General features: G+C 63.0%; 6 protein-coding genes. 3 read left to right on the forward strand and 3 right to left on the reverse strand.

From position 1 onward, the window contains the following. Positions 1-154 precede the first annotated feature (154 nt). From ABDW49_RS21550 to ABDW49_RS21560, 3 genes are all read right to left on the reverse strand, one after another. A complete protein-coding gene (locus ABDW49_RS21550; RefSeq protein WP_343615122.1) occupies positions 155-1,981 on the reverse strand; it encodes a DUF885 family protein in 1,827 nt (608 codons plus the stop codon). An 87-nt stretch (positions 1,982-2,068) separates the two neighbouring features. Continuing rightward, positions 2,069-4,804, reverse strand: coding sequence for a DUF5695 domain-containing protein (locus ABDW49_RS21555; RefSeq protein ID WP_343615124.1), 2,736 nt, complete (start codon positions 4,802-4,804; stop codon positions 2,069-2,071). Further along, positions 4,801-7,203 carry a prolyl oligopeptidase family serine peptidase gene (locus tag ABDW49_RS21560; protein WP_343615125.1) on the reverse strand — a complete coding sequence of 801 codons (2,403 nt, stop codon included), beginning with the start codon at positions 7,201-7,203 and terminating at the stop codon, positions 4,801-4,803. Before ABDW49_RS21560 ends, ABDW49_RS21555 begins: the two co-directional genes overlap by 4 nt. A 213-nt stretch (positions 7,204-7,416) precedes the next feature. Between ABDW49_RS21560 and ABDW49_RS21565 the strand changes: the two genes are divergently transcribed. The 3 genes from ABDW49_RS21565 to ABDW49_RS21575 all read left to right on the forward strand — a co-directional run bounded on the left by ABDW49_RS21565 (position 7,417) and on the right by ABDW49_RS21575 (position 14,194). Continuing rightward, on the forward strand, positions 7,417-9,777 hold the full coding sequence (locus ABDW49_RS21565; protein ID WP_343615126.1) for a glycoside hydrolase family 127 protein: 2,361 nt from the start codon (positions 7,417-7,419) through the stop codon (positions 9,775-9,777). 29 nt (positions 9,778-9,806) lie between these two features. After that, positions 9,807-11,336 carry a glycoside hydrolase family 27 protein gene (locus ABDW49_RS21570; RefSeq protein WP_343615127.1) on the forward strand — a complete coding sequence of 510 codons (1,530 nt, stop codon included), beginning with the start codon at positions 9,807-9,809 and terminating at the stop codon, positions 11,334-11,336. A 167-nt stretch (positions 11,337-11,503) separates the two neighbouring features. Then, on the forward strand, positions 11,504-14,194 hold the full coding sequence (locus ABDW49_RS21575; RefSeq protein WP_343615129.1) for a TonB-dependent receptor: 2,691 nt from the start codon (positions 11,504-11,506) through the stop codon (positions 14,192-14,194). Positions 14,195-14,248 lie beyond the last annotated feature (54 nt).

Consider the following 14,248-nt stretch of genomic DNA (forward strand, 5'->3'; position numbering starts at 1 on the left):
GAAGGGGCCCTGGCTCTGTGCGAACAACCTTCGGCCCGAACACGCAGATCTGCAACCGCTCACGCAGAAGAGCCGGGCTTTTGGCCCGGCTCTTCTGCGTTCACACAAAGGATCGCTTCCGCACAGGCCGCAGCCTGTGCGGAAGCATGCCCGCTCAGCGCTTCGCGCTTTCCTCCGCGATATAGGCGTCGATGCACTGATCCAGCACGGTCAGCGGCATGGCGCCGGGCAGCAGCCCCGCATCATGGAACTTGCGGATGTCGAAGCGCGGACCCAGCGCGGCCTTGGCCTTCGCGCGCAGGCGCAGCCAGTCCAGCTTGCCCAGCATATAGCTGCAGGCCTGACCCGGCCAGGTGCAGTAACGCTCGACCTCGGTGGTGGCCATGGTTTCGGGGTCGCCGATGGTGTCGGTGAAGAAGGTGATGGCTTTCTCGCGGCTCCAGCCCATGGCGTGCATGCCGCTGTCGACCACCAGACGCACCGCGCGGAACATGGCGTCATGCAACTGGCCGACATGGCCCAGCGGGTCGTCGGCATAGGCCCCCATTTCGACCGCCAGCTCCTCGGCATAAAGCGCCCAGCCTTCGCCATAGCCGGAGAAGAACTGCACCTTGCGGATCTCGGGCAGGCCCGCCTCCAGCGCCAGCGTGCCTTGCAGATGGTGGCCGGGAATGCCCTCGTGATAGGTCAGCGTCGGCAGGGTCCAGCGCGGCACCTCGGCGGTATCGCGCAGGTTGATGTAATAGGCGCCGGGGCGCGTGCCGTCGAGCGACCCGCTCTGGTAATAGCCGCCCGGCGCGCCCGCCTCGGTGGCCTTGGGCACGCGGCGGATGGTCAGCGGCGTCTTGGGCAGGGTGCCGAACCATTCGGGCAGGCGGGCCTGCATCTTGACGACCAGCTTGTTAAGGTCGGCGATCAGCGTTTCCTTGCCCGGATCGGTGTTGGGATAGCGGTACTGCGGATCGTCATACAGCTTGCGCAATCGTTGGCCGACGCTGCCTTCCGAGAGGCCCTGGGCCGACAGGATGGTATCGATCTGGGCGCTTTGCTGCGTGATCAGCTCCAGCCCGGTGCGGTGGATCTCCTCGGGCCCCATGGTGCTGGTGGTGTAGGAGCGCAGCATCACGCGATAGAGGTCCGCGCCCTTGGGCAGGCGCGCCACACCCGCCGTATGCACCGCCTTGGGCTGCAGGCTTTCCAGCAGGGCGATCTGGCGGCTCAGTGCCGGCTGGATGCTCTTGGTGTAGATGGCGGTGGCGCGGGCCTGCCAATCCCCGGCAATACCCTTGGCCGCCGTGCGCCGCACCAGCGACTGCACCAGATTGGCCTGATCCGCCGGAACATCGCGGAGCGCCTTGAGCTGGATCAGCGCCTTGGTCAGGATGAAATCGGGCGGGATCACCCCCAGCGCCACGTCATGGCGGACCTGCGCGCTTTCCTGATCGAGCGCGGTGGCGAAAGCGTCAAGGCGCGCCAGATAGGCCTTGGCGTCGTCGGCGCTCTCGATGGTGTGCTGGCTGTCGAGGAAGTCGGGCACCTGCTGGTAGCAGCCGGTCAATTGAGACACGGCATAGGGCGTGCCGATGGTTGGGAAGGTGCGATAGGTCTCATCCTGCACCTGCGTGGAAAACAGCACGCTGGCATGGTTCCAGCGGTTGAGCCCGGTCAGCTTGGCGACATCGATGGCGCGCAGCCGGGCCAGCCACAAGGCGGTCTGCTTCTTGTCGCTTTCCCATGCGGCCAGCGAGCGGTCATCCAGCCTGCTCTTGGCCGCCAGCCTGGCGCCCTTGTCCAGCCCCAGCGAGGTGACCGTCTCGGGCGAGCGGTCGAGCGCCTGCTTCATCATGGCATCGAACAGAGTGGCCAGCCGCTGGTCTTCGGCGCTGGTGGTGACGGTCTGCGCGCGGGCTGTGCCCAGACGCGCCAGCATGACCAGCGCCGAAGCGGCGGCGCCCGATTGCATCATGTCTCGACGGTTCATCGCATATCCACTCCCGGTTGGGGCGGGGCCCCTTAATAGGCTGGTATCTTTCCTGTTTCAGAGCCCCCGTCAACGTATCTGGCGAACTTATCTGGTGAGCCGCAGCGTGGTCGGCCCGGCGCCCAGCGCCACGGTGTAGCCGCCCCGCTCCATCGCGCCGGGAGCGGTGTAATGCGCGGCGCCCGGCACGGTGCTTTCGACAAACATGCGGGCAGCCTGCTCCCCCGGCGTTGCCGGATCGAGGGTGAGGGTGATCGCACCATCGGCAAGCGTATAGCGGGCGCTGGCGATGCGCCCGGCCTCCAGCGTGATCCACAGACCGGCGGGCGCGATGAACAGGCGCCTGCGTGCGCCATCCCTGGGGGTGATGGCGACGGCGCTGTCTTCACGCTTCAGGTCGCCGCCGAAGGACAGCCAGCCAAAGGTGGGGTCATTCACCAGATAGGAACCCGCCGCGATGGCATGGCCATAGAAGCCCATGCCATAGTCGCCCGTCAGCGCATCCCAGCGCATCATGTCAGGCCAGCTATGGAAGGCCGCCGAGCCGAAGCCCTGCTGGTCGATGTTGGTGATGCCGCCCATCATGCCGCCATAGGCCACGCGCAGCAGATGCAGATCGCCCGGGTTGCGCCGATAGGCGTCGAACAGCGGCACCGCATTGAGCGCCGAGCCGTAATGATGGATCTGCCGCTCGATGCGCGAGACCTTGCCGCCATAGAGAAAATCCCAATAGCGCCGCGCATTGCCGTTGTAGCCCCAGCTTGGGATGGTGGGATCATAGCCCAGGATGACCTCGCTGGTCTCCTGCGCCTGCTTGTCATAGCCGAAGTAGCGCATCCAGGCGTAGACTTCCGGTTGGCCGGTGGAATCCCAGGCCATCTCGCTGCCGAAGGGGTATTTCAGGCTGCGCCAATGGTCGGCGCGTTCCTTCATCAGGCGCTCCATCTCGGCCGCCTGCGTGGTCATCCCCTCGCGCTTCAGATCCTTGAGGATGTCGAGGAAGACATCGCCCTCCATCTGGCCGAATTGCGCGTAATAGGGCGCGTCGCGCATCATGGCGGTGGCGGTGCGGTAGGCCCAGTCGAGATAGAAACGCCAGTCATGCAGCGTGACCAGCCCGCTGTTGTTGCGGGCCAGACGGTACAGCACCCAATGGCCGATCGCCACATGGGGATAGTTGTAGGAGCGCCCGATGTCCTCGGAATCCTTCTTCGACCATGACGTCCAGCTATGCCAGTCGATCTTCGGGTCGTAATAGTCGGGGAACTCCTTGGGGTCGTAATAGAACAGGCTCTTGCGGACGGCGCCCGCATGTTCCCCCTCGGCCACTTGCAGATGGCCCAGCACGGTTTCATTGACCAGCCGCTCCAGCTTGGCCACTTCCTCGGCGTTTGGATTGTCGAGCTGCTTGACCATGGCGGCAACCCAGCTTCCCGCACCGCCCTCGTCGCTCATCCCCGCCACCCAGACGCGGCCATCCTGCGTGAGCAGGCGGTTCTCCTCGCGGTCATAGGTCAGGATCGCGGGGGAGCGGTGGAAGGGATCGCCCTTGCCCTCGAACCACTGGCTGGTGGTGGCGAAATGGCCAAGGTCGGCGGCCACCTGATCCAGCGGCTTGGTGATGTCATAGCTGATCGTCTGCACCTGCCCATCGGCATAGGTGACCGACAGGCGTGCCGGGCCCCAGCCCTGTGCACGCACGACATAGCGGGCCCAGCCTTTGCCTGTGCCATCGGGGGTAACGGTCAGCGCGCCCGCCGGGCTGGTGGTGAAGCTCTTGACCGGGGTGGGCGATTTCAGGAACAGGCTGGCGGTCTGGTCGGTGGGCAGGACATAGCCGGGGATGCCCACGGCCACCGGGCGGCCATGCGCGGCCAGCGTGTCCTCGATTCCGCGGATCGAGGGCGAAAGGGCAAAGCGCAGGCCGAAGCTGCGGCTCTGGCCGGGGCTGAGCGTGATGCTGGTGGGGGTGTTCCATTGCTCGCCCGCCTTGGCCCATTCCTTTTCGGCAAAGCCCTTGCTGGCGACAGTCCAGTCATAGAAACCCTCGCTGACCTGGGTGCGGGGGCTTTTTTCGGTGAAGATGTCCTCGCCGGAGTGGCGCCCTTCCTGCATCAGCGGCTTGTAGGCCTCCAGCGGGGTGCCTTTTTCAGGCATCACCACCAAAGCGGGCCCCGCACCGTTCAGCCGCGTGACCTGCAGATAGCCCGCATCGCGCCCGATATAGGGATCGACGAAACTGGCCTGACTGTGCGCCTGATCCAGATCGCGGTCGAGAATGATGTTGTCGAAGACCATGGGCATGCCCAGCGCGCCGATCTCCACCGGAGCCTTGCCGGTGTTGGTCAGGGCGAAACGCAGGGCGAGCGTGCCCTTTTCCACCACCCAGCGCCGTTCGACCTTCAGCAGCAGGCCTGTGCCCAACGTGGCGGTGATATCGGCGGCGGCCAGATCGCCCTTGTGGAGGGACAGGGGCTGGATCGCCTTGCGCTGATGCTGGCTGGCGAAATCCTGCCAAGGGCCATCGCCGCTGCGAAGGCGCAGATGCAGATCGCCGATATGGTTGTAGCCATCGCCCGCGCGTTCAGGCTCGCGCCCGCCGGGGACGAAGTCGAAACCGGGCTCGCCATCGGGCGACAGCCGCGCCAAAGTCTGCGTATCGCTGCGCAGCGCCAGCGTAAAACCGCCGGCGCGCAGCACCCGCGTCGCGATGGGCGGATAGACCTTGGCGGCAGGCTTGGGCGCTTCCTCCTCGGCGTGAGCCATCGGGGCAAGCGTGGCCAGCAGGGCCAGCAGCGGCAGGTGGCGCAATAAGGGCATCATGAATGGCTCGCTGTTGGCGCGTAGGGGATGGCGGGCGGCGTTTCGCCCAGCAGGTTCAGCGTGAAATAATCGAGGAATTTCTTCCAGTAATAGGGCTGGTAGACGGCATGGCGCGTGTTGGGCAGCACCACCATGTCCACATCCTTGCCGGCATCGATCAGCGCCTTTTCCAGCCGGAAGCTGGCGGTAATCGGCACATTGTCGTCGATATCGCCATGAACCAGCAGCAGCTTGCCCTTCAGGTTCTTCGCCACCGAGAGGTTCGAATTGCGCTCCCACGTGGCATCGTCGGCCAGCCCCATCGAGACCTCCGGCCACCAGGCCTTGTCCAGTCGCAACTCGTGATTGCCCGAGGAGGCGATGCCCACCTTGAAGAAATCAGGCCGTCGCAGCATGAAACGCGCCGCATCATAGCCCCCCGCCGAGCCGCCATAGACGCCCACGCGGCTGGTATCGATATAGGGATAGCGCGCGGCCATCTGGCGGATCAGGGCGATATGATCGTCCAGCCCGACCTCGCCCAGATTCTGGAAGGCGGGCAGGCGGAAAGCCTGACCCCGCCGCGATGTGCCGCGCCCATCGATCATCACCACGATCGCGCCCAACTGAGCCAGAGCATTGCCCGAAACGCGATGCGCATCGGCAAAGCTGGCGGGCACATCGGTGGTGGTGGGGCCGGTGTAGACATTGTCGATCACCGGATAATGCAGCGCCGGGTCCAGATGCGCCGGGCGCAGGATCATGCCCTGAATGGGTGTTTTGCCATCCGCCGCCATGCCCTGAAACAGCTCCGGATCGGCATAGCCTGCGGCCTTCCATGCGCTGTCATCGGCGGTGCCCAGTTCGCGCAGGATCGCGCCGGTCTTGCCGTCGCGCAGCACGGTGCGCGTGGGCGTGGCGGGGCTGGACATGGCGTCCACGATCCAACGCCCGTCCTCCGAGACGCTGGCATCATGGTCGAGCGGTTCGGGGGTCAGTTCCAAAGGCGCGCTGCCGTCCAGCGTTACGCGGTAAAGCGAGCGCCAATAGGGATTGCGGCTGGACTCGCGCCCCACGCCGGTCACGATCAGATCATGGCCATCCTCGGCGATGTGATCGACCGACAGCACCTCCCAATTGCCTTTGGTCAGCGGTGTGCCGGCCTTGGGCGCATCGGGGCGCACCAGATAGAGTTGCGCCCAGCCCGACCTTTCGGAAATCGCCAGTTCGCCATGCAGCTGAGGTGCCGGGATCAGCGCCGAGGAGGTCACCGTCACCACCGGCGCAACGGCATCCTCGGCCAGAACCATGGTGGCGCCGGTTTCGGGATCGGCGGAATACACCACCTGCCGCGCATAACCGCGCTCGGTCCAGGTCATGCGCGGGCGGCCATGCTCCCAGCCCAGATCGGGCGCGGCGGGATAGAGCAGCGCTTCGGCGGGCATGTCGATGGGCACGATGCGCGCCTTGCCCGCCTTCATCGCGGCCTCCACATCCACCACCATGCGCCGGGCTAGAGGCAGCATCTTCGCCCCGGCCAGCGGATAGATGTAGTGGAACGTATGCGGCGTAAAGCTGCCCGAGGGGCTCTGCTGGGTGATGGACAGCGGCTCGACACCGCGTGTATCCAGACGCCAGCTCAGCAGATAGCGGCTGTCGGGCGACCATTGCGCCGAGACCGGGAGCACGGGCTCCTCGGTGTTCTGCTTGATGATGTCCATCAGCGGGGCGATCTCGCGCCCATAGGGTTCCTCGCGGGTGCCGTCAGAGGTCAGCGGCACTTCATGGCCGGATTTCACATCCACGGCGTAAAGGTTGTAGGCTCGGTACACCACGCGCCAGCGCCCGTCGGGGGAGAGCAGGCCTCTGGCCGGATCGGGCTCGGCATGGTCGGCGGCGGTGACGGTCTTGCCGTCATACTGCCAGTCCTTGTCCTGCGCCTTGAAGGTCAGCAATCCGGTGTGGGGGTCGAAATCGGCATCCTCGATGCGCAGCTTTTCGGGCGGCACGGCGGGATGTCCGGCTTGCGCAAAGGCGTTTGCAAGATCGGCCTGATTGGCGATCTCGCGCTCCTGCTGCGTGGTCAGGTCGAGATAGAGGTAGCGACGGCTGGCCAGCGGGCCCCTGCGATAGAGCAGCCCCGCGCCATCATGCGTGAAGGACGGGGACAGATTGGCATCGATCAGCAGCGAGCCCGCGCCTTCGTTCAACAGGCGCAAGGCCGTGCCATAACGCTGCATGAGCGGAGGCGAGATTGGCACGGGAAGGGCTGTGGGCGCGGCGGTTGGCGATAAGGCGCGCGGCATTGTGTGCTTGCGGCCATGGCCGGGTGCGGCCGCCTTGGCGGTGGTGGCACTCGCCCCCCCGGCCAGAACCAGGGCGAGCGTTGCGACAAAGGCGAGGGAAGTGGGCTTTCGCAAGGGTTTTGGTCCCGGTCGATGGCGATGTGGAATGGCGTGGATGATGGGCGTTGGCAGCGGATGCTGTCAACAATGTTATACGATATTTTCCTGTTGACAGTGGGTTAATTTGCCATCTACTCCTACTTAATGCCAGAAAATGGCGGGTTTCGAGGATTTGAAAATCCTTCATCGCAATTATAGTATACGATTATTTCGAGATTGAGGGGCTTGATGATGAAAACGACCCGCCGCGAATGGATGGTTGGCACGGCTGCCACTGCTTTGGTGGGAGGTCGCGCGATGGCCGTCGCGCCGGTGCGGGGTCTTGGTAAGGTGAAGCCTCTGCCCTTGCGCGATGTTCGGCTGCTGCCTTCCGACTATGCCCGCGCGGTGGAGGTCAACCGGCTCTATCTGCTGTCGCTCAGCGCCGACCGCTTTCTGCACAATTTCCGCAAATATGCCGGGCTGGAGCCCAAGGCGCCGATCTATGGTGGCTGGGAAAGCGACACGATCGCGGGCCATTCGCTGGGGCACTATCTCTCGGCGCTGGTGCTGATGTGGCAGCAGACAAGTGACGCCGAATGCCGCCGCCGCGCCGATTACATCGTTGAGGAGCTGGCGCTGGTGCAGGCGCATCGGGCTGGCGGCTATGTCGGCGGGCTGGGGCGCAAGACCAAGGATGGCAAGATCGTCGATGGCGAGGTGATCTTCCATGAGGTGATGGCCGGAGACATCCGCTCGGGCGGGTTTGATCTCAATGGCTCGTGGTCGCCGCTCTACACGGTGCACAAGGTGTTTGCCGGGCTTCTCGATGTGCATGAGGCCTGGGGCAATGCGCGCGCGCTGCAGGTGGCGCTGGGGCTGGGCGCCTATTTCAAGCGCATGTTCGATGCGCTGAATGATGCGCAGATGCAGGCGGTGCTGGGCTGCGAATATGGCGGCCTCAACGAAAGCTACGCCGAGCTTTATGCCCGCACGGGCGATGCGCAGTGGCTGGCGGTGGCGATGCGTATCTATGACCGGCGTGTGCTGGACCCGCTGGTGGCGCAGGAGGACAAGCTCGCCAACTTCCATGCCAACACCCAGGTGCCCAAGCTGATTGGCCTCGCGCGCATCCACGAGCTGAATGGCAAACCCGAGCCGGCGCGCGCTGGGCAGTTCTTCTGGGATGCGGTGACGCGGCATCATTCCTATGTCATTGGCGGCAATGCCGACCGCGAATATTTCTCCGAGCCGGACACGCTGGCCGATCATATCACCGAACAGACCTGCGAACATTGCAATAGTTACAACATGCTCAAGCTGACGCGGCATCTTTACGGCTGGCAGCCCGATGGCGCATTGTTTGATTATTATGAGCGCACCCATCTCAACCATGTGATGGCGGCGCAAGATCCCGCCAATGGCGGCTTCACCTATATGACCCCGTTGATGAGCGGGGCAGCGCGGGGCTATTCGCAGCCCGATGAGGAAGCCTTCTGGTGCTGTGTCGGTTCAGGCATGGAGAGCCACGCCAAGCATGGCGATTCCATTTTCTGGGAAGATGGGCACACGCTTTTCGTCAATCTCTACATCCCGGCGCAGGCGCAATGGGTGGCGCGGGGTGTGCGGCTGCGTCTGGAAACGCGTTACCCCTATGAGCCCGACACCAGCCTGACGCTGGAGAAGGTGGGCAAGCTCGCGCATTTCGCTCTGGCATTGCGCGTGCCGGGCTGGGCGCAGGGCAAGGCGCTGGTGGCGGTGAATGGCGCGACCGTCGCACCGGTGCTGCGCAACGGCTATGCCGTAATCGAGCGGATGTGGAAGGCCGGGGATCGCGTCTCGCTGGTGCTCCCGCTGGATCTGCGGCTGGAGGCGGTGCCCGGCGCCCCCGATACGGTGGCGGTGCTGCGCGGGCCGATGGTGATGGCCGCCGATCTGGGCCCGACCGAGGTGGAGTGGACCGGCGTCGATCCGGCGATGGTGGGCGAGGCGCCGCTGGCCGCCTTCCGCGCCATGGTTTCGGACCGTCCGCGTTTTGCCACGCAGGGCGTGCTGCGCCCGGCCAACTATGCCTTCGTGCCCTTTTACAGCCAGTATGAACGGCGCAGCGCGGTCTATTTCAAGCGCTTCAGCGAGGCCGCGTGGAAGACCGAGGAGGCTGGTTTCCTCGCTGATCAGGCGCGCATGCGCGACATTGCCGCGCGTTCGGTCGATGTGATGCATCTGGGCGAAATGCAGCCCGAGCGTGACCACAGCCTGACCTCGGACCTGTCCTATCCGCTGACCTATCGTGGCAAGAACGGGCGCGATGCGCGCGGCGGTGGTTATTTCGACTTTGCCATGAAGGTGAAGCCCGGGCCGCTGGTCCTGCAGGCCACCTATTGGGGCAGCGAGCGCAAGCGCAGCTTCGATATTCTGGTTGATGGGGTGAAGGTCGTGACGGCCACGATCGACAATGATCGGCCCGGCAAGTTCTTCGACGCCGAATATCCCATCCCCGAGGCGCTGACCAAGGGCAAGACCAGCGTGAAGATACGCTTCGAAGCCCATGATCGTGAGACGGCGGGCCCGGTCTTCGGTGTGAGGATCTTCACCCAGGCGCCGAGCTGAGGTTCCATAATTCCAATCAGGGGATGATTATGCTGGGCATTGTCATGCGCAGGCCGGTTCGCCGTGCCCTGGCTTCTCTGGCTGCGCTTTCCGCTGTGCTGGCGGGGGTGGCGGCTCATGCTGCGGCAGCGCAGGTCTGGTATTTTGCCGATAGTCCGACTTATCCTGGCATCCGCCTGCTGGAGGTCGGGGAGGATGGTGCGCGTGTCACCAGCGATTGGTACGGCACGATGCCGGCGCAGAATCTGCGCCGCAATGCGCAGGGTTTCGAGTTTGACCTGGGCAATCTCAACGACAATGCCCGGCCCACGCGGCATTGGGTCGCCGCCGTTCAGGGCGATCAACTGACGCTGACGGGGGACATCTGGACCTCGCATGTGGTGCAGGCGGCGCGGCCCGCCACGGCGCAGGAGCAGAAGCGCTATCGCTTCACCCCCACCAGCCTGCCGCCCTTGGCCGATCTGGCGCCGGATGGGCAGGCGGCCACTCCGCCCATGGGGTGGAGCAGCTGGAACCGTTTTGCCGAGGGTATCGATGACAAGACGGTGCGTGAAATCGCCGATGCCATGGTGTCTTCGGGGCTGCGCGATGTGGGCTATGTCTATGTGAACATTGACGATGGTTGGCAGGGCGAGCGCGGGGCGGATGGCGTTCTGCGGCCCAATGCCAAGTTTCCCGATATGAAGGGGCTGGCCGATTATGTGCATGCGCGGGGGCTGAAGCTGGGCATCTATTCCTCGCCAGGTCCCAAGACTTGCGCCGGTTTCACGGGCAGCTATGGCCATGTGGCGCAGGATGCCCGGACGTTTGCCGGCTGGGGCGTGGATTATCTGAAGTACGACCTGTGTTCGGGCGAGTGGTTCTACCGCTCTCAGGATGAGGTGCGGCGCAGCTATCAGGAGATGGGGGCGGCGTTGAAGGCCTCCGGACGAGGCATCGTATACAGCCTGTGCGAGTATGGCCGGGTCGATGTGGCCGCATGGGGGCGCAAGGCCGGGGGCCATTTGTGGCGCACCACGGGCGACATCACGGACGACTTTGCTTCGATGACAGCGATCGGTCTGGATCGCAATCCGCGCTTCCCTGCCGGAGGGCCCGGCGGGTGGAACGATCCCGATATGCTGGAGGTCGGCAATGGCGGCATGAGCGCGGTGGAATATCGCGCGCATATGGCGTTATGGGCGATGTCGGCGGCGCCGTTGCTGATGGGGCATGATGTGCGCAGCATGTCGAGCGAGACGAACGAAATCCTGAAAAACAAGGATGTTATTGCCATCGATCAGGATCGCCTTGGCGCGCCGGGACATCGCCTGCGAAGTGAGGGGCATGCGGAAGTCTGGTCCAGGGCGCTGGCGGATGGCGGGCGTGCCGTGGCGCTGTTCAACCGGGGTGAGCAGCCCGTGAGGCTGCTTCTGACGCAAGCGGAAACGGGGCAACAGACCACGGCGCTGGATGTATGGACGCAGCGGCAGGTGAGCACGGGTGATGCCTTTGTTTTGCCCGCGCACGGCAGCGTGTTGCTACGTCTGGCTGCGGCGCGGAGTGCGACTGCGGGCTGATTGCCCTGTCGTCCGAAAAATGTCGCACATGCCATGATCCTGTCACAACCCCTCTTGGCATCTAAAAAATACAGTATACGATAATAGTCATACTAAAACGAATCGCGGTGTCGGGGTGGCCTGCGGAATGCATGGGGGTATTCATGAGGGTTAGAGCATCTTTGCATGTGTCTTCGGCCTTGGTGGCGCTTTGCGTCGCGATACAGCCGATGGTCGCCGCTGCGCAGTCAACCGCCAGCGCCACGCAAGCGCCAAAGGCCGATGCCGAGAACAAGGCAGCCATTCTGGTGCTTGGTGTGCGCGGAAGCCTGAAAACCGCGGCGGCCAAGAAGAAGGACGCCAAGCAGATCGTGGACTCGGTGGTGGCCGAGGACGCCGGAAAGCTGCCCGACAACAATGTGGTTGAAGCTCTGGCCCGCGTAACCGGGGTACAGATCGAGCGCCAGCATGGTGAAGGTTCATCGCTGACCATTCGTGGCATGGGTGACATCAGCACCACGGTGAACGGGCAGGAAGCGAATTCTGGCGACAGCCGCTCGATGAGCCTGTCGAATATTCCCGCTGAACTGCTCAAGTCAGTCGAAGTCTACAAGACGCGCACTGCCGACCAGATCGAGGGCGGTATTGGCGGCACGGTCAATGTCGAGCTGCGCCGCCCGCTCGATCTGAAGAAAGGCTGGACGGGCGCGGCAAGTTTCCGCGAGGTGTTCTCCGACATCGGCAACACCAAAAGCCCTTATGCCAGTGCCCTGATTGCCAAGCGTATGGATACGGCCAGTGGCGGCGAATTTGGCTTTCTGATCAATGCCTCCTACACGCGCAACCATTACAACGAGACCTTTGTGGAGAGCGAATCTCCCGACATTTTTGTTCCCGGCACGAAAGCCTATGGCAGCCTGCCCGCCAGCAAGGCGGCCACCACGGTTCTGCCCTATGCGGTGAACTATGGCGTGGAGCAGGGGGTGATCTCGCGGCCCTCGGTCAATGCGGTGCTGCAGTGGAAGCCCTCGCCCAAGCTGGATTTCGTGCTGGAAGGGCAGTTCTTTTCCAGCAGTGAGAAAAACACCCGCGACCGTCTGCATCTGGTGTTGCGCGATGATGGCAACACGCTGACCAACCTGGGATATGGCGCCACCACACCGTCGGGCTACAACACGCTGCAGAGCCTGACTCTGACTCCGGCGGCGGGAACGCTGATCGATGGCGGTCCGGAGGCCTATGGCGAGAAGGCAACCGAGCGGAATTACAATCTGAATTTCGAGACGCATTTCAACACGTCTCACACCCATATCAAATTCTCCGCGCAATATGCGCACAGTCGTCGCGAGAGCTATTTTCTGCTCAGCACCTATCGTCTGCCCAACGCGACCAGCGCGACGGTGGATCTTGACTCGTCGCAGGTGCCCGGTGGTGGGCCTTTCGTCACCTTCAACGGGGTCAATCTGACCGATCCCAGCCAGTATGTGCTGTATAATTTCCACGATCAGCGCGGCGTTTCGACCAATAACCAATATGCTTTCGCGCTCGATCTGACTCAGGATCTTAGCGAAGGTTTCTTCAAGTCACTGCAGATGGGCACACGTTTTGCCAATCGCAAGATCGCCTATCGCTACGGTTATCGCGACAGTTTTCCGCGCACAGCGAGCGGTGGCTATTATAACCTCAGCAATTTCAATGGGGTGAGCTATAGTTCCACCACACCTGATTATGCTGGCGCACCGAGCTGGTACCACCTGGATGCCAATTCGCTGTGGGATAATCTGGCGGCGATCAAATCCTCGCTGGTCAGCAGCGGCACCAATCCGGCGACGGATTGGAGCACGGCCTATCCAGGCCTGGATCTGGGCAGCGGCTATGCCTCCATCGAGAACACCTTCGCGGTCTATGCCCAGATGAATTACGGCTTCAAGATCGGCAATATTCCGGTCGATGGTGTGGCGGGCGCGCGTATCGTCAACACCTGGGGCACCAGCAGCAGCGCGCAATACGCCTATGACGTCAATTGGAACCAGACGATCACCCAGGCGACGGGGCGCGGTAATTTTATCGATGTGCTGCCCAGCATCAATGCCATCGTGCATTTCTCGCCCAAGACGCAACTGCGTCTGGCCTATACTCAGAATGTGCAGCGTGCCGATTTTAACGCGCTCAGCCCCTTCCGCATCGTGCAGGCCCAGAACAACACCGTCTATGCCGGCAATCCCGATCTGAAGGCCTATACGGAAAAGAGCTTCGACATCTCTCTGGAGCATTATTTTGGCCGTGGCGGACAGGTTTCTCTGGGGGGGTATTACAAGCTTCCCAAAGGTTACATCTATTATGATGTGAAGAGCGAATATATTCCGGAACTGAACACCGTCGGCAGTGTGTGGAAAAATCGCAATGCCGGTGACGGCACCTTTGGCGGCATCGAGTTCACCGCGCAGAGTTTCTTTGATTTCCTGCCCAAGGATTTCCGCAATTTCGGTGCCTCCTTCAACACCACCTATCTGGCCGTCGGCAAGATCGAATTTCCCGACAACAGCGATAACAATGCACTGAACATGTCGCATCTCACGCTGAATGCGGCGCTCTATTACGATACGCCCAAGTTCAGCACGCGTATCTCGTGGAACTACAGGTCGCGCTATCGCACCTATGTCCTCGCCAATGCCGAATATTCGCCTTACATCGAACCGACCTCGCGTCTCGATATGGCGATCAACTATACACCGCTCAAATTCATGACGATCAGTCTGGAAGCGAGCAATCTTCTCAAGAACAACATGCGCGAAACCTGGGGCAATGGCAATTTCCTGCCACAGGGCGTGCGTTTCCAGGCCCGCACCTTCCAGGTGAGCGCCCGCGTGCGCATGTGATGCTCAGGCGGGGTGGGAGCATGCTGTTTCCGCCCCGTCCTTCACGAAAGCGCT

The sequence above is a fragment of the Novosphingobium sp. genome (assembly GCF_039595395.1).
Taxonomy (GTDB): domain Bacteria; phylum Pseudomonadota; class Alphaproteobacteria; order Sphingomonadales; family Sphingomonadaceae; genus Novosphingobium.